At 74.8% G+C, this 14339-nt stretch carries 16 protein-coding genes, 1 pseudogene and 1 riboswitch; of the genes and pseudogenes, 2 read left to right on the forward strand and 15 right to left on the reverse strand.

Annotated elements, in window-relative coordinates; all coding sequences use genetic code 11:
• Positions 1 to 194: 194 nt before the first annotated feature.
• The 11 genes from AB0H57_RS25705 to rpe form a co-directional block, all read right to left on the reverse strand.
• Positions 195 to 671, reverse strand: a complete 477-nt coding sequence (locus AB0H57_RS25705) for a PH domain-containing protein (RefSeq protein ID WP_357510639.1) — start codon at positions 669 to 671, stop codon at positions 195 to 197.
• Positions 668 to 1636, reverse strand: coding sequence for a DMT family transporter (locus AB0H57_RS25710; protein WP_357510641.1), 969 nt, complete (start codon positions 1634 to 1636; stop codon positions 668 to 670). Before AB0H57_RS25710 ends, AB0H57_RS25705 begins: the two co-directional genes overlap by 4 nt.
• Complete coding sequence (hisG, locus tag AB0H57_RS25715; protein ID WP_357510643.1) at positions 1633 to 2478, reverse strand: ATP phosphoribosyltransferase; 846 nt, start codon at positions 2476 to 2478, stop codon at positions 1633 to 1635. Before hisG ends, AB0H57_RS25710 begins: the two co-directional genes overlap by 4 nt.
• Positions 2479 to 2523: 45 nt before the next feature.
• A complete protein-coding gene (locus AB0H57_RS25720) occupies positions 2524 to 2787 on the reverse strand; it encodes a phosphoribosyl-ATP diphosphatase (protein ID WP_357510645.1) in 264 nt (87 codons plus the stop codon).
• A 45-nt stretch (positions 2788 to 2832) separates the two neighbouring features.
• Positions 2833 to 3330: a 6,7-dimethyl-8-ribityllumazine synthase gene (ribH, locus tag AB0H57_RS25725; protein WP_357510647.1), complete on the reverse strand. Its 498-nt coding sequence runs from the start codon at positions 3328 to 3330 to the stop codon at positions 2833 to 2835.
• Between the two features lie 3 nt (positions 3331 to 3333).
• The gene (locus AB0H57_RS25730) at positions 3334 to 4599 is read right to left on the reverse strand and encodes a bifunctional 3,4-dihydroxy-2-butanone-4-phosphate synthase/GTP cyclohydrolase II (protein ID WP_357510649.1); all 1266 of its coding nucleotides are present in this window, start codon (positions 4597 to 4599) and stop codon (positions 3334 to 3336) included.
• A complete protein-coding gene (gene pnuC / locus AB0H57_RS25735) occupies positions 4596 to 5291 on the reverse strand; it encodes a nicotinamide riboside transporter PnuC (protein WP_357510651.1) in 696 nt (231 codons plus the stop codon). Before pnuC ends, AB0H57_RS25730 begins: the two co-directional genes overlap by 4 nt.
• Complete coding sequence (locus tag AB0H57_RS25740; RefSeq protein ID WP_357510653.1) at positions 5291 to 5902, reverse strand: riboflavin synthase; 612 nt, start codon at positions 5900 to 5902, stop codon at positions 5291 to 5293. The genes pnuC and AB0H57_RS25740 overlap by 1 nt, the downstream gene beginning before the upstream one ends.
• 1 nt (position 5903) lies before the next feature.
• Entirely contained in the window at positions 5904 to 6965 is a 1062-nt protein-coding gene (gene ribD, locus AB0H57_RS25745) for a bifunctional diaminohydroxyphosphoribosylaminopyrimidine deaminase/5-amino-6-(5-phosphoribosylamino)uracil reductase RibD (protein ID WP_357510655.1), read from the reverse strand.
• A 168-nt stretch (positions 6966 to 7133) separates the two neighbouring features.
• Positions 7134 to 7305, reverse strand: a riboswitch (FMN riboswitch).
• Positions 7306 to 7386: 81 nt separating this feature from the next.
• Positions 7387 to 8451: a response regulator gene (locus AB0H57_RS25750; protein WP_357510657.1), complete on the reverse strand. Its 1065-nt coding sequence runs from the start codon at positions 8449 to 8451 to the stop codon at positions 7387 to 7389.
• Entirely contained in the window at positions 8345 to 9025 is a 681-nt protein-coding gene (gene rpe / locus AB0H57_RS25755) for a ribulose-phosphate 3-epimerase (RefSeq protein ID WP_357510659.1), read from the reverse strand. Before rpe ends, AB0H57_RS25750 begins: the two co-directional genes overlap by 107 nt.
• A 259-nt stretch (positions 9026 to 9284) precedes the next feature.
• On the opposite strand from rpe, the gene AB0H57_RS25760 reads away from it, so the two are divergent.
• Positions 9285 to 10172, forward strand: a complete 888-nt coding sequence (locus tag AB0H57_RS25760) for a septum formation family protein (RefSeq protein WP_357510661.1) — start codon at positions 9285 to 9287, stop codon at positions 10170 to 10172.
• Between the two features lie 46 nt (positions 10173 to 10218).
• Here AB0H57_RS25760 and AB0H57_RS25765 read toward each other — a convergent pair whose 3' ends face one another.
• The 4 genes and pseudogenes from AB0H57_RS25765 to AB0H57_RS25780 all read right to left on the reverse strand — a co-directional run.
• The gene (locus AB0H57_RS25765) at positions 10219 to 11565 is read right to left on the reverse strand and encodes a transcription antitermination factor NusB (protein ID WP_357510674.1); all 1347 of its coding nucleotides are present in this window, start codon (positions 11563 to 11565) and stop codon (positions 10219 to 10221) included.
• A 230-nt stretch (positions 11566 to 11795) separates the two neighbouring features.
• Positions 11796 to 12722, reverse strand: a complete 927-nt coding sequence (fmt, locus tag AB0H57_RS25770; protein WP_357510663.1) for a methionyl-tRNA formyltransferase — start codon at positions 12720 to 12722, stop codon at positions 11796 to 11798.
• Positions 12723 to 12726: 4 nt separating this feature from the next.
• Positions 12727 to 13287: a peptide deformylase gene (def, locus tag AB0H57_RS25775; RefSeq protein ID WP_357510665.1), complete on the reverse strand. Its 561-nt coding sequence runs from the start codon at positions 13285 to 13287 to the stop codon at positions 12727 to 12729.
• A 42-nt stretch (positions 13288 to 13329) separates the two neighbouring features.
• Positions 13330 to 13623, reverse strand: a pseudogene (locus AB0H57_RS25780) (cytochrome P450); the annotation flags it as partial.
• Between the two features lie 63 nt (positions 13624 to 13686).
• Between AB0H57_RS25780 and AB0H57_RS25785 the strand changes: the two are divergent.
• Positions 13687 to 14265 carry an IS607 family transposase gene (locus tag AB0H57_RS25785; RefSeq protein ID WP_357510667.1) on the forward strand — a complete coding sequence of 193 codons (579 nt, stop codon included), beginning with the start codon at positions 13687 to 13689 and terminating at the stop codon, positions 14263 to 14265.
• Positions 14266 to 14339 lie beyond the last annotated feature (74 nt).

Genomic DNA, 14339 nt, shown 5'->3' on the forward strand with positions numbered 1-14339 from the left:
ACCGGGATGTCCCCGGAACCGGTGACCGGACCCGGCCGCCGCGCGGCGACTCGGGTGGGAGCAGGCGCTCCGCTTCAACGACCGCCCACTCGTGAACACGGGACGGTCTGGTCGACTCCGCAACACTACACCCCCGGCCACCGGCCCCCCAACCCGGGGCACCCCGCACCGGGCGGCAGTCGGCCGGGGGAAGATCAGCGGCCGGGGTCGGCGGTCTCGGCGGGCGCGCCGAGGTGGGCCTGGTGCAACCGGCGCAGCGCACGCACCCCCTCGACCGCGAGATCCTTGTCCGCCGCCTGGAGGGCGACCATCGGCAGCAGGTCGTCGTCGTGCAGTTCGAGGCTGGCCCACGGGGCACCCCGGTCGAACCGGACACCCCGGACGACCTCCCAGGGCAGCTCGTAGGAGCCGATGATGTTCCGCACCCGGACACCCCGGGCGTCCGCCACCACCCGGGGGCGGGTGAACAGCAGGATGCCGAGCGCGCCGAGCACGCCCAGGCCGATCATCGCGAACTGGTCACCGCGCTGGAAGGTGCCGAAGCCGCTGCCGGTCGGGCCGGTCAGCGAGGTGGCCACCAGGCTGAAGACCACCAGCAGGGCGATCGCTCCCGTCCAGCAGACCATCCGGATCCGGCGGGGCCGCAGGCTGACCCGGTCGTCGTCACTCACCCCACCAGTCTGCCATCCGGCTCCCGCTCCGGTTCAGCTGACACCCGGGTCGCCGGCCGGCGCGGCCGGACGCCGGCCACCAGCACGGCCAACCCGGTCAGCACCGCGCCGGCCAGCACCGGCAGCCGCAGCCCGGCGCCACCGGGCACCAGCAGGTCGAGCAGGAGCGCCCCGGCGAGCTGACCGGCGACCAGGGCCAGCCCCGCGCGCAGCACCCCCACTGCGCGGACCCCGACCACCAGCGCCGCCACGATCCCCACCCCGAGCAGGCCGCCCAGGTAGAGGTGCCAGGCGTGCGGCCAGTCCGGCGCGGGGCCGGCCAGGACCCCGGCGGCCACCGCCACCAGCAGCACGACCGGGGTGCTGGTGGCGAAGTTGACCGCCACCGAGGCCGAGGCGGTGCCGGCCGCCGAGACCCGCCCGTTCAGGGCCGACTGCACCGCCACCGCCACCCCGCCGCCCACGGCCAGCAGCACCAGCCCGACCGCCAGGTCGCCGAGGGGCCGGCCCAGCTGGGCCAGCGCCACCGCGGCCACCCCGAGCAGCGCCCCGGCCAGCCGGGGCAGGGTCAGCCGCAGCCGCCCCACCGGGGCCAACCCGGCCCGGTCCACCGCGAGGCCGCCCAGGCTGCCGCCGGCCACCTGGGCGATGGTGAACACCGCCACCCCGAGCACCGGTACGACGTAGGTGCCGACCACCACGATCGCCGCGCCGCCCAGCCCACCCAGGTACGTCCACCAGGGCAGCCGGGCCCGGCGCAGCGCGGCCAGCCCGGCCCGCATCGACGGCGACGCGACCAGCCCGAGCAGGATCAGCAGCGAGCCGCCGAGATTGTTCGCCACCGCGCCGAGCACCGGGTTGCCGGCCCGCTCGCCCAACTCGGCGTTGACCACCCCCTGGGCCGCCGCGGCCACCCCGCCCAGGACGACGAGGACGAGCGCGACCGCCGGCGGCAGGTGCTTCACAGCCGGCAGGCGTGGATGTTGGTGACCAGAATGGCCCGGGCGCCCAGCTCGTACAGCTCGTCCATGATCCGGTGCACGTCGTCGCGGAGCACCATCGCCTGCACCGCGACCCAGCCCTCCCGGTGCAGCGGGGAGACCGTCGGCGACTCGATGCCCGGGGTCAACGAGCTGGCCCGGTCCAGCAACCCGGCCGGCACGTCGTAGGCGAGCATCACGTACCGGCGGGCCACCAGCACGCCCTGCAGGCGGCGCAGCAGCTGGTCGGCCTGGGCGCAGCCGGGTGCGCCGGCGCGGCGGACCAGCACCGCCGAGGAGCGCAGCAGCGGCTCGCCGAAGACGACCAGGCCGGCCTGGCGCAGCGTGGCGCCGGTCTCCACCACGTCGGCGACCACGTCGGCGACGCCGAGCCGGATGGCGTTCTCCACCGCCCCGTCCAGGCGGATCACGTCGGCCTTCACGCCCAGCTCGGCCAGGTGCCGCTCGACCAGCCCGGGGTACGCGGTGGCGATCCGGTGGCCACCCAGCTCCCGTACGTCGTCGACGTCGTCGGGGCGGGCGGCGAAGCGGAACGTGGCTCGGCCGAAGGCCAGGTCGATGATCTCCTCGGCCGGCGCGCCCGAGTCGATCAGCAGGTCCCGGCCGGTGATGCCGACGTCCAGGTCACCCGAGCCGACGTAGGTGGCGATGTCCTTGGGCCGCAGGTAGAAGAACTCGATGTCGTTGTCCTCGTCCCGGCGGACGAGGTCCTTCGGGTCGGTGCGCTGGCGGTAGCCCGCCTCGCGCAGCATCTGGGCGGCCTTCTCGGCCAGAGTGCCCTTGTTCGGTACGGCGACACGCAGCATGACGGAGTGCTCCTTCGATCGAATGTGATCAGCGAAAGGGGGCACTCACAGATGTCGGTAGACGTCCTTGAGCTCGAGACCGCAGGCGAGCATCAGCACCTGGACCTGGTAGAGCAGCTGGGAGATCTCCTCGGCGGTGCGCTCCGGCCCCTCGTGCTCGGCGGCCATCCACGACTCGGCCGCCTCCTCGACGACCTTCTTGCCGACGAAGTGCACCCCCTTGGACAGGGCGGCGACCGTGCCCGAGCCCGGGGTGCCGGCGGCGGCCTTGGCCTGCAGCTCGGCGAACAACTCCTCGAACGTCTTCACGGGAGACGATTCTTCCAGCCGGCCCCGGCGCCACCGCCCGCCGGGTCAGGCGAAGCCGACCCGGTGGGCGTTGGCGGCGGCCACGCCGCGGATGGCCAGGGCGGCGTCCAGCGCCGCCACGGTGGCCGCCCAGCCCTTGTCCTCGGCCGACCCCGGCAGCCCGGCCCGATCCCGGGCCTGCTCGATGGTGTCGACGGTGAGCACCCCGTGCGCCACCGGCTTCCCCTCGTCCAGCGCCACCCGGGTCAGCCCCTCGGTCACCGACTTGCAGACGTAGTCGAAGTGGGCGGTGGCGCCGCGGACCACCACGCCGAGGGCGACCACCACGTCGCAGCGGCGGGCCAGGGCCTGGGCCACCACGGGCAGCTCCACCGACCCGGCCACCCGGGCCACCACCGCCCGCGCGCCGCACGCCTGCGCCGCGGCGACCGCCCGGTCCAGCATGTGGTCGGTCAGGTCGCCGTGCCAGCGGGCCGCGACCACGCCGACCGTCAGGCCGGCGGCGTCCACCGCGTCCGTCCCGGGCTCGCCGAATCCCGCCATGTCCTACGCTCCGATCTCGTCGCCGGTGACCGGACGCCCCATCGGCGCCTCGGTCCGCTCGTCCAGGTCCTCCAGCAGGTGCCCCATCCGGTCCCGCTTGGTCCGCAGGTACCGCACGTTCTCCGGGTTGGACCGGACCGGCAGCCCCTCGCGGCCGGTGACGGTCAGGCCGTACCCCTCCAGCCCGGCCCGCTTGGCCGGGTTGTTGGTGAGCAGCCGCATGGACCGTACGCCCACGTCGTAGAGGATCTGCGCGCCGGTGCCGTAGTCCCGGGCGTCGGCCGGCAGCCCCAGGTCCAGGTTCGCGTCGACGGTGTCCCGGCCGAGGTCCTGCAACTGGTAGGCCCGCAGCTTGTGCAGCAGGCCGATCCCGCGTCCCTCGTGGCCGCGCACGTAGAGCACCACCCCGCGCCCCTCCCCGGCCACCCGGGCCAGGGCGGCCTGCAGCTGCGGGCCGCAGTCGCAGCGCAGCGAGCCGAACACGTCCCCGGTGAGGCACTCGGAGTGCACCCGGACCAGCACGTCCCGCCCGTCGCCGAGCTCCCCCATCACCAGGGCGACGTGCTCGGCCGGGTCGTGCTCGGCGCGGTAGCCCAGCGCCCGGAACACCCCGTACGGGGTGGGCATCCGGGCCTCGGCCACCCGCTCGACCTGCTTCTCGTGCCGCCGCCGGTACGCCACCAGGTCGGCGATGGTGACCAGGGTCAGCTCGTGTTCGGCGCAGAACTTCTCCAGCTCCGGCAGCCGCATCATGGTGCCGTCGTCGTTGACCAGCTCGCAGAGCACCCCGGCGGGGCGCAGCCCGGCCAGCCGGGTCAGGTCGACGGCCGCCTCGGTGTGCCCGGCGCGCCGCAGCACGCCGCCCTCGCGGGCCCGCAGCGGCACCACGTGCCCGGGGCGGGCCAGGTCGGTCGGGGCGGTCGACGGGTCGGCGAGCAGCCGGATGGTGTGCGACCGGTCGGCGGCGGAGATGCCGGTGCTGACCCCCTCCCGGGCGTCCACGGTCACCGTGTAGGCGGTGCCCCGCCGGTCCTGGTTGGTGTGGTGCATCGGCGGCAGGTCCAGTCGGTCGCACTCGCTCTCGGTCAGCGGCACGCAGACGTAGCCCGAGGTGTACCGGACCATGAAGGCCAGCAGCTGCGGCGTCGCCAGCTCGGCGGCGAAGATCAGGTCGCCCTCGTTCTCCCGGTCCTCGTCGTCGACCACGACGACGGGCCGGCCGGCGGCCACGTCGGCCAGGGCCTGCTCGATGCTGCCGAAAGTGTTCATGCCGCGACCTCCGAGTAGGTGGGCGGGATCGGGGTGACGGGGGCGGTGGCCCGACGCGAGGTGCGCCACCAGGCGACCAGCCCCCAGCCGCAGAACCCGCCGTAGACCAGGTACATCGCCGCCGAGGGATAGAAGCCGCCCTGGAGCAGCAACGGCACCCCGACCGCGTCGACGGCGATCCAGATCAGCCAGAACTCGACCCAGCCGCGGGCCATGCCGTACGTGGCGAGCAGGCTGCCGACCAGGATCCAGGCGTCCGGCAGCGGCCCCCAGGAGCCGAGCGCGGCGAGCACGGGGTACGCCGCCGCCGTGCCCAGCGCCGCGGCGGCCAGCAGGCCCAGCCGCTCCCGGCCGGTGGCCCAGCGCGGGGTCACGGCGGGCTGCTGTCCCGCGCCGGCCCGGCGGTTGCGCGACCAGCGCCACCAGCCGTAGACGCTGACCGCGAAGAAGAAGACCTGCCGGCCGGCCTGGCCGTAGAGGTCGTGCGCCTGCGGGGTGGCGAAGACCGCGCCGAGGAAGACGGTGAACAGCAGCGCGTTGCCGATCATGCCGACCGGCCAGGCCCAGACCACCCGGCGCAGGCCGAGCAGCGCGGAGCCGAGGCCGAAGACGTTGCCGACGATCTCCCGGACCAGCACCGGCGAGCCGGCCACCTGGACCTGGGCGTCGAGCAGCCAGCCGAGCGGGCCCATCAGCGCGCACCCCCCGGCGCCGGCGTGCCGAGCAGCCGCTCGACGTACTTGGCCAGCACGTCCACCTCGAGGTTGACCGGGTCACCGACGCCCTTGGCGCCGAGCGTGGTGAGCTGTCGGGTGGTGGGGATCAGTCCGACGTCGAACCAGTCGGCGCCGACCGCGGCGACGGTGAGCGACACGCCGTCGACGGTGATCGAGCCCTTCTCCACCACGTATCGGGCCAGCTCGGCGGGGAGCCGGAAGCGGACCGTCTCCCACTGCTCGGCGGGCTCCCGGGCGACGATCTCACCGACCCCGTCGACGTGCCCCTGGACCAGGTGCCCGCCGAGCCGGCTGCCCAGCGCCGCGGCCCGCTCCAGGTTGACCGGGGCGCCGGTGCGCAGCGCGCCCAACGCCGAGCGGCGCAGCGTCTCGCCCATCACGTCGGCGGTGAACACGCCGCCGTCGACGTCGACCACGGTCAGGCAGACGCCGTTGACCGCGATCGAGTCGCCGTGCCGGGCGTCCGAGGTGACCAGCGGGCCGCGGACGGCGACCAACGCCGAGTCGCCCCCGGTCGCGGTCACCCCGGCGACCTCGCCCAACTCCTCCACGATGCCGGTGAACATGTCAGCTCTCCCTCTTTCGGGGCTGGGCGGTGATCCGCACGTCGGGACCGATCCGGGTGACGTCGGTGATCTCCAGGTCGATGGCCTCGGCGATGGTGGTGACGCCGGCGTCGACCAGCGCGGTCGGCCCGGCGCCGAGCAGCCGGGGCGCGACGTACCCGACGACCTGGTCGACCAGGCCGGCGGCGAGGAACGCCCCGGCCAGCCGGGGGCCGCCCTCCAGCAGCGCGGCGCGCACGCCGCGCCGGTGCAGCTCGGCCAGGAGCGCGGGCAGGTCGACCCGGCCGTCCGGGCCGGCGCCAACCTCGGTGGCGGTGGCGACCCAGGTGGGCGCGGCGGCGTCGCGGACCCGGGCGTCGACCGGGGTACGCCCGGCGCTGTCCACCACGACGCGCAGCGGCTGCCGGATGGCCAGGGTGCCGTCGCGCAGGTTGCGGGCGGTGAGCCGGGGGTCGTCGGCGAGCACCGTGCCCACCCCGGCGATCACCGCGTCGACGGTGCCGCGCAGGGCGTGCACGTCCGTCCGGGCCGCCTCGGAGGTGATCCACATGCTGGTGCCGTCGGCGGCGGCCGAGCGGCCGTCGAGGGTGGCGGCGTACTTCCAGACCACGTACGGCCAGCCGCGCCGGGTGGAGGTCAGCCAGGCGACGTTGCCGGCCTCGGCCTCGGCGGCGCGGACGCCGAACTCGACCTGGACGCCGGCGTCGCGCAGGGTGCGGGCGCCACCCGCGGCGACCGGGTTGGGATCCGGCACGGCGATCACCACCCGGTTCACCCCGGCGTTGATCAGCGCGAGGCTGCACGGGCCGGTGCGGCCGACGTGGTCGCAGGGTTCCAGGGTGACCACCGCGGTGCCGCCCTTGGCCCGGCGGCCGGCCTGGGCGAGCGCGACGATCTCGGCGTGCGGTCCGCCGGCGTACGCGTGGAAGCCCTCACCGACGACCGCGCCGTCCGGGTCGAGCAGGACGCAGCCGACCACCGGGTTGGGGCTGGCGGTGCCGAGGCCCCGGGCGGCGAGCGCGACGGCACGCCGCATCGCCTCGTCGACTCCAACGCCGGCCATCGCCCTTGCCCTGCCCTCTCAACTCGCCGGTGGCGCGCGGGCGGTTCGGGAGGCGTGGCCACAGGGCCGCGGGCAGGCGGCGGCGGAGAATCCGGGGGACGGCACAGCCGACCCCGGGGAGCCCGGCGATGGTCGGACAGCGACCGGCGCAGGGCCCTCCCCCGTCCCGCGCGCTGTCTCCCATCCGGACTTTCTGGCAGCGGACGAGCCGCCACCAACCGTCGGCCCCGGATTCTCACCAGGTCCACCGTCCGGCCGAAGCCGTCCGGGTCGCGGGCTTACCACGGTCGGGCCGTGGATCACCGCCGGTTCGGAATTTCACCGAGCCCCGCCAGCGCGTGGTGGGTACTTCCGAAGTCTTACACGCAACCGGGGGGGTCGCGCCACCGAGGCGAGCTACCTCACAGCAAAGACCGCACGATCACGTAACGCCCCGTCGCCGGTCGACCGCGACGTACGAGCCGGGTTGGCTCTTGGCGACCGATTTCATCTCCGACGCGACGGCGATGGCCTCCAGCGGGTCGGTGAACCGCTTGCCGGGGTCGGAGAGCGAGACGCCGATGGAGAGGGTGACCAGCGCGGCCCGGCGGATGTTGCCCCGACGGTCCTTGAGCTCCACGAACCCGCGCTCCCGGTCGGTCGGGTCGTAGAGCGTGTCGGCGGCCTTCTCGAAGTCGACCACCGCCTGGGAGGTCAGCGGGCGGACCTGGTCGGGGGTGCAGACGATGACGAAGTCGTCGCCGCCGACGTGGCCGAGGAAGGCCGGCGGCAGGCCGATCGAGACCACCGCCCGGTGCAGGCTGCGGGCCAGTGCGGAGATGAATTCGTCGCCCCGGACGAAGCCGTACCGGTCGTTGACGCTCTTGAACCGGTCGATGTCGACGTAGCCGACGGCGTAGTCGGCCCGGTTGCGGACCCGGTCGGCGATCTCCCGGCGGATCCGGCTGTTGCCGGGCAGCCCGGTCAGCGGGGAGACCTCGCGGAACTCCTTGTTGCGGCGCAACGTGGAGGCGACCCGGGCCACCAGCTCGGCGGTGTCGAAGGGCTTGACCAGGTAGTCGTCCGCCCCGGCGCTGAGCCCGTGGACCTTGTCCACGGTCATCCCCTTGGCGGTCAGCATGATCACCGGCAGCGCCGAGGTCATCGGGTCGGCGCGCAGCCGCCGGGTCAGCTCCAGGCCGTCGACGCGGGGCATCATCAGGTCCACCACGGCCAGGTCGGGCCGCTGTCGCTCGATCAGCTCGAGGGCCTCCTGGCCGTCGCTGGCGTGGATCACCTCGAAGCCGTGCAGCCGCAGGTTGAACTCGACGAAACGGGCGATGTCCTCGTCGTCGTCGACGACCAGGATGACGTCGGGTCGTTCCTCGGCCGGGTCCACGTCAGCCCCCGGCGGCGGCGCGCTCCGCGAGGCCCCGCAGCCGGCGTACCGCCTCGGCCGGGTCGTCGGCGCCGTAGACGGCGGTGCCGGCGACGAAGGCGTCCGCACCGGCCGCCGCCGCCTGCTCGATGGTGTCGGCGGCGATCCCGCCGTCGACCTCGATGCGCAGCTCGAGGTGGCCGGCGTCGACGTGCCGCCTCGCGGTGCGCACCTTGTCCAGCAGGTGCGGGACGAACCGCTGCCCGCCGAAGCCCGCCTTGATCGTCATGATCAGCAGGGTGTCGAAGCCGGGCAGCAGGTCCAGGTACGGCTCGATCGGGGTGTCCCGGTCGATGGCCAGCCCCGCCTTGGCCCCCGCCGAACGCAGGTCCTTGGCCAGCGCCACCGGGTCGTCGCAGGCCTCCGCGTGGAAGGTCACGTTGTACGCCCCGGCGTCGGCGTACCCGGGCGCCCAGCGCCGCGGGTCCTCGATCATGAGGTGCACGTCGAACGGCAGCTGGGTCGCGGCCCGCAGGCTCTGCACCACCGGCAGCCCGATGGTCAGGTTGGGCACGAAATGGTTGTCCATCACGTCCACGTGCAGCCAGTCCGCGGCGTGCTCGACGGCGCGGACCTCATCGGCGAGGTGGGCGAAGTCGGCGGCCAGGATGCTCGGCGCGAGGATCGGCGGCGGTACGGTCACCGGGCCAGTGTACGAACGCCGCCATCGGCCGTCCGCAGCGCGGCACCCGCAGCGGCGTACGGTGAGCCGACCGTCACTCCCCGTGCAGGATTGACCGTTCCGGTGACGCCCGCAGGGACGAATATCGATGCGCCACTGGCCGAACGACCGAAACGGGGCAACACTCCATCGAGGACGGTGACATATGCTGCACGCCCGGTGGCGGCCGACGCCGCGCCGGCCGCGGTGTTCCGGCCGTCAGTTCCCGGGAGGGCGGACGATGCGACGGTGGCTCGCGCTGGTGCTGGCCGGCACGGTGACGGCGCTGCTCGGCGGCTGCGTACGGCCACACCAGGCGGACGGTGACCTCACCGACGACTGGCCGGCGCTGCACCCGCCGGCCCTGTTCGTCCCGGCCACCGACGCCTGCCTGCCCCGGATGTCCTCGGTCGTGCAGGCGGCCAGCTACGAGACCGTCGACTGCGCCCGCAGCCACCTCGCCGAGGCCGTCCACGTCGGCTCCTTCACCGGCCCGGTGGCCCGCGCCGCCCAGCGACCCGAGCCCGGCTCCGCCGCCCTGCGCACGGCCCGCGCCGAGTGCGACCAGCGGGCCCGCGAGGTGCTCGGCGGGGACTGGCACGCCGCCCGGCTGACCCTGACCATGGCGCTGCCCACCCTCGCGGCCTGGGCGGCGGGCGCCCGCTGGTTCCGCTGCGACCTGAGCGAGACCGACAGCATCGACAACACCCGGCCGGTGAACCGCGCCGGCAGCCTGCGCGGGGCGATGGTCGGCGACAGCCCGCTGACCCACCGCTGCTTCGACCCGAAGCTGATCGACGACAACCTGAACTACATGGCGCCGGTGCTGTGCAGCGAGCCGCACCGCGCCGAGTTCGTCGGGGTCTACCTGGAACGGGACATGCCGTGGGCCGCGTTCCTCCGGATCGACCAGCAGGTGCACCGCCGCTGCATGGCGCTGATCGCCCGGTTCGCCGCCGTGCCCGACAACAGCGACCTGCCGTACCGGGCCGGGTCGATCTTCTATCCCCCGTCCCAGCGGGAGTGGGAGGAGGGCGACCGGGGCATCCGCTGTTTCCTGTGGAGCGACGACCGGAAACTGACCCGGTCGATGAAGGGGGCCGGCCCCGAGGGCCTGCCGGCGGGCTGACCGGGCGGCCCGGCCCGCGCACGGCGGACCGGGACACCCGGCGGGGTCAGGTGCGGCGCAGCACCGCGAGGAACATGGCGTCGGTGCCGTGCCGGTGCGGCCACAACTGCACCGTCGGGCCGTCGCCCAGCCCCGGCATCCCGGCCGGCAGCAGCGGGCGGGCGTCGACGAAGTCGGCCGGCACCCCGGCCCGGCGGGCCGCCTCGGTCACCGTCACGTGCGTCTCCACGATGTGCGGGGAGCAGGTCACGTACGCCACCAGGCCGCCCGGTCGCACCGCGCGCAACCCCGCGCCGAGCAGCTCGCGTTGCAGCCGGGTCAGCGGCGGCAGATCCGACGGCTGCCGCCGCCAGCGGGACTCCGGGCGGCGGCGCAGCGACCCGAGCCCGGTGCAGGGCGCGTCGACCAGCACCCGGTCGAAGTGCTGCTCGGGCAGCTTCGGGTGGCCGCCGACATCCCGGCCGTCCATGGCCAGCACGGTCACCGGCAACCCCCGGGTGGCCTGCTCGACCAGCCGGGCCCGGTGCTCGGCCACCTCGACGGCGGTCACCCGGGCGTCCCGCTGCGCGGCCAGGGCGCCGAGCAGGCCGGCCTTGCCGCCCGGCCCCGCGCACAGGTCCAGCCAGCGCCCGTCCGGGCCGTCCAGCGGGGCGCCGGCCAGCGCGGCGGCCACCAGCTGGGAGCCCTCGTCCTGCACGTGCGCCCGGCCCTCGGCGACCGCGCGCAGCTCGCCCGGCGCGCCGCCGGGCAGGTACACCGCGTACGGGGAGAAGGCGCCCGGCGCGCCGCCGACCTGGTCGGCCAGCTCCACCGGGTCGGCCAGGCCGGGCCGCGCGCACAGGTGCACCGGGGGTCGCTCGTTGTCCTCGATCAGCAGCCGCTCCGTCTCGGCCAGGTCGCCGCCGAGCGCCTCGGCGAACGCCCGCACGATCCACTGCGGATGGCTGTACGCCAGCGCCAGGTGCCCGACCGGATCGGTCTCGGTGGCCGGGGCGAGCCGGGCCACCCAGGCGTCGTGGTCCCGGGTGGTGATCTCGCGCAGCACCGCGTTGGCGAACCCGGTCGCGCCCGGGCCGACCGCCCGGACCAGGTCCACCGTCGACGACACCGCCGCGTGCGCCGGCACCCGCGTGTGCAGCAGTTGGTACGCCCCGATCCGCAGCGCGTCGCGTACCGGCGGGTCGATCCGCTGCACGTCCCGCCCGGCGGCGTCGGTGACGATCGCGTCCAGGGTGCCGGTGTGGCGCAGCGTGCCGTAGGTCAGCTCGGTGGCGAACGCGGCGTCCCGGCCGGTCAGCCCCTCCTCGCGCAGCATCGCCGGCAGCACCAGGTTGGCGTACGCGTCGTCCCGGTGCACCGCCGCGACCGCCTGGTACGCGACGTACCGGGGCAGGTCGACGGGAGGCCGCCGGGGCCCGCCGCGCGGCCGCTCCCCCGGGCGCTCGCCGCGCCGGTTTGGCCGGTCGCCGCGGCCGGACCCGCCGCGCGGGCCGTCAGCACCGTCGAACCGGGCCCGCCGGGCGTCGCCCCGATCGGCGCGGTCGCGGGCACCGCCGCCCGCCGGCCGCCCGGTCGACTGCCCCCGATCGGCGGAGCGATCGTTGCGGGGCTCGACCGGCCCCGTCACGCGAGCACCTCGCCGGCGGCGACCCGGACGCCCCGCGCCCAGTCGCCGGCCGGCATGGCCTTCTTGCCGGCCGCCCGCACCTCGCCGAGCCGCACCGGGGTGGTGGCCGTGCCCACGAGCACCCGGGACTTCTCCACCAGCAGCTCGCCGGGCTTCAGCTCCGGGCCGTTCGCCACCGGGCTGACCGGGCCGAGCTTGACCCGGTCGTCGCGGAACGTCGTCCACGCCCCCGGGGCGGGGGTGCAGGCGCGGACCCGCCGGTCCACCGCGAAGGAGGGGTCCGACCAGCGCACCCGGGCGTCGTCCACGGTCAGCTTCGGCGCGAGGGAGACCCCGTCGGCCGGCTGCGGCTCGGCCCGCGCGGTGCCGGCCCCGATCGCGTCGAGCACCGCCACCAGCAGCCCGGCTCCCGAATGGGCCAGCCGCTCCAGCAGGTCCCCGGAGGTGTCGGTGGGCCGGATCTCGTCGGTCACCGTGCCGTAGACGGGGCCGGTGTCCAGCCCCTGCTCCAGCTCGAAGACGCTGGCGCCGGTCAGCTCGTCACCGTGCAGCACGGCGTGCTGCACGGGGGCGGCGCCACGCCAGGCGGGCAGCAGGGAGAAGTGCAGGTTGATCCACCCGTGCCGGGGGATCTCCAGCGCCACCGGCGGCACCAGCGCGCCGTAGGCGACCACCGGCACGCAGTCCGGGGCCAGCTCGCGCAGCCGGTCCAGGAATTCCGGCTCCCGCGGCCGGGCCGGGGTGAGCACCTCCACCCCGCGCGCGTCGGCCCAGGCGCCGACCGGCGAGCGGGCCAGGCCCCGGCCCCGGCCGGCGGGCGCGTCGGGACGGGTGACCACGGCCAGCAGCTCGTGGCCGGAGGCGGCGATGGCGTCCAGGGCGGGCACCGCGACGGCCGGCGTACCGGCGAAGATCAGGCGCACCCGGTCACCGCCCCAGGCCGAACGGGCTGCCGCTGGCGTGCGGGCTGAGCCTCACCGTCGGCGGGGCGGCCTCGTCGTACCACTCGGCCTGGCGGATCGCCTTCATCGCGGCCTTGCGCCCGGCCGGGTCGAGCCGGTCGACGAAGAGCACCCCGTCGAGGTGGTCGGTCTCGTGCTGGACGCAGCGGGCCATCAGGCCGGTCCCGACGATCTGGAGCGGGTCGCCGTACCCGTTGAAACCCTTGGCGATCACGTTCTGCCGGCGCTTGGTGTCGAAGTACAGCCCGGGAATGGACAGGCAGCCCTCGGGGCCGTCCTGTTCCTCCTCGTCGGGAAACTCCAGCACCGGGTTCACCAGGTGGCCGAGCACGTCGTCGACGTCGAAGGTGAACACCCGCAGGCCCACGCCGAGCTGAGGCGCGGCCAGGCCGGCGCCGCTCTGCTCACGCATCGTGTCGGTCAGGTCGGCGATGAGCTTGCGCAGCTCCACGTCGAAGTCGACCACCGGGTCGGCCGGCGTGCGCAGCACCGGATCGCCGAACAGACGGATGGGCTGAACGGTCACGCGGGCAGACTCCTTCGGTGGGACGGACGGTGCCGTACCAGTCTACGGAGTGGCCCCGGACGCACCGGCTCGCGTACCGCGATCGGTGAGCGGGGACTCGTCGCCCACGGTGACCGGCAGGCTGGCGTACCCACGCAGGGTCAGCCGCACCCGGCGCCGCGGCGCGCCGGCCAGCGCCAGGCCGGGCAGCCGGCGCAGCAGCAGCGGGAAGGCGACCTGTGCCTCCAGCCGGGCCAGCGCGGCCCCGAGACAGTAGTGCGGCCCGGCGCCGAAGGAGAGCGGGTGGAGCTGCGGGCGCCACGGGTCGAAGCGGTCCGGCTCCGGATAGCGGCGGGGGCTATTCGCAGGTGCCGCATCAAGCATCTCTGACGCTCTTAGGGTTGCTATGGTGGACGACCTATGAACTTGAAGGAGTGGGCGGCGTCGCAGGGCATCGCGTACGTCACCGCACGGCGGCAGTACGCAGCCGGTGCGCTGCCCGTTCCCACATACCGGCTCGGCCGGCTCATCATGGTCGGTGAACCACTCAGCCCCGCAGAGACGAACAGCGGGCAGGTCGTGGTGTACGCCCGCGTCTCATCCACCGACCAGAAACCCGACCTCGACCGGCAGGTCGCCCGGGTCGCTACCTGGGCCACCGGGCAGCGTCTTTCCGTGGACCGGGTGGTGACTGAGGTTGGGTCCGCACTCAACGGGCACCGCAAGAAGTTCCTCGCCCTACTACGCGACCCGGCCGTGACGACCATCGTGGTCGAGCACCGCGACCGGTTCGCCCGCTTCGGGGCTGAATACGTCGAAGCGGCGCTCGCCGCGCAGGGCCGCCGGTTACTGGTGGTCGACCCGGCCGAGGTGGACGACGACCTCGTCGGCGATATCACCGAGATCCTGACATCACTGTGCGCCCGCCTGTACGGCCGTCGCGCCGCAGCGAACCGCGCCCGCCGTGCCGTTGAGGCGGCGACGGAGGACCCGACGTGAAGACGATCCAGGCGTACCGGTTCGCCCTTGATCTCACCCCGGCGCAGGAACGCGCGGTGCTCGCGCACGCCGGT

This window comes from Micromonospora sp. NPDC050686 (genome assembly GCF_040654475.1).
Lineage (GTDB): Bacteria > Actinomycetota > Actinomycetes > Mycobacteriales > Micromonosporaceae > Micromonospora.

What these genes read in the sequence shown, in the direction of transcription:
- AB0H57_RS25740 (WP_357510653.1), bottom strand. Translation starts at nt 5,902, where the DNA reads ATGTTCACCGGCATCGTGGAGGAGTTGGGCGAGGTCGCCGGGGTGACC.
- AB0H57_RS25730 (WP_357510649.1), bottom strand. Translation starts at nt 4,599, where the DNA reads ATGAACACTTTCGGCAGCATCGAGCAGGCCCTGGCCGACGTGGCCGCC.
- ribD (WP_357510655.1), bottom strand. Translation starts at nt 6,965, where the DNA reads ATGGCCGGCGTTGGAGTCGACGAGGCGATGCGGCGTGCCGTCGCGCTC.
- hisG (WP_357510643.1), bottom strand. Translation starts at nt 2,478, where the DNA reads ATGCTGCGTGTCGCCGTACCGAACAAGGGCACTCTGGCCGAGAAGGCC.
- ribH (WP_357510647.1), bottom strand. Translation starts at nt 3,330, where the DNA reads ATGGCGGGATTCGGCGAGCCCGGGACGGACGCGGTGGACGCCGCCGGC.
- AB0H57_RS25785 (WP_357510667.1), top strand. Translation starts at nt 13,687, where the DNA reads ATGAACTTGAAGGAGTGGGCGGCGTCGCAGGGCATCGCGTACGTCACC.
- AB0H57_RS25760 (WP_357510661.1), top strand. Translation starts at nt 9,285, where the DNA reads ATGCGACGGTGGCTCGCGCTGGTGCTGGCCGGCACGGTGACGGCGCTG.
- pnuC (WP_357510651.1), bottom strand. Translation starts at nt 5,291, where the DNA reads ATGGGCCCGCTCGGCTGGCTGCTCGACGCCCAGGTCCAGGTGGCCGGC.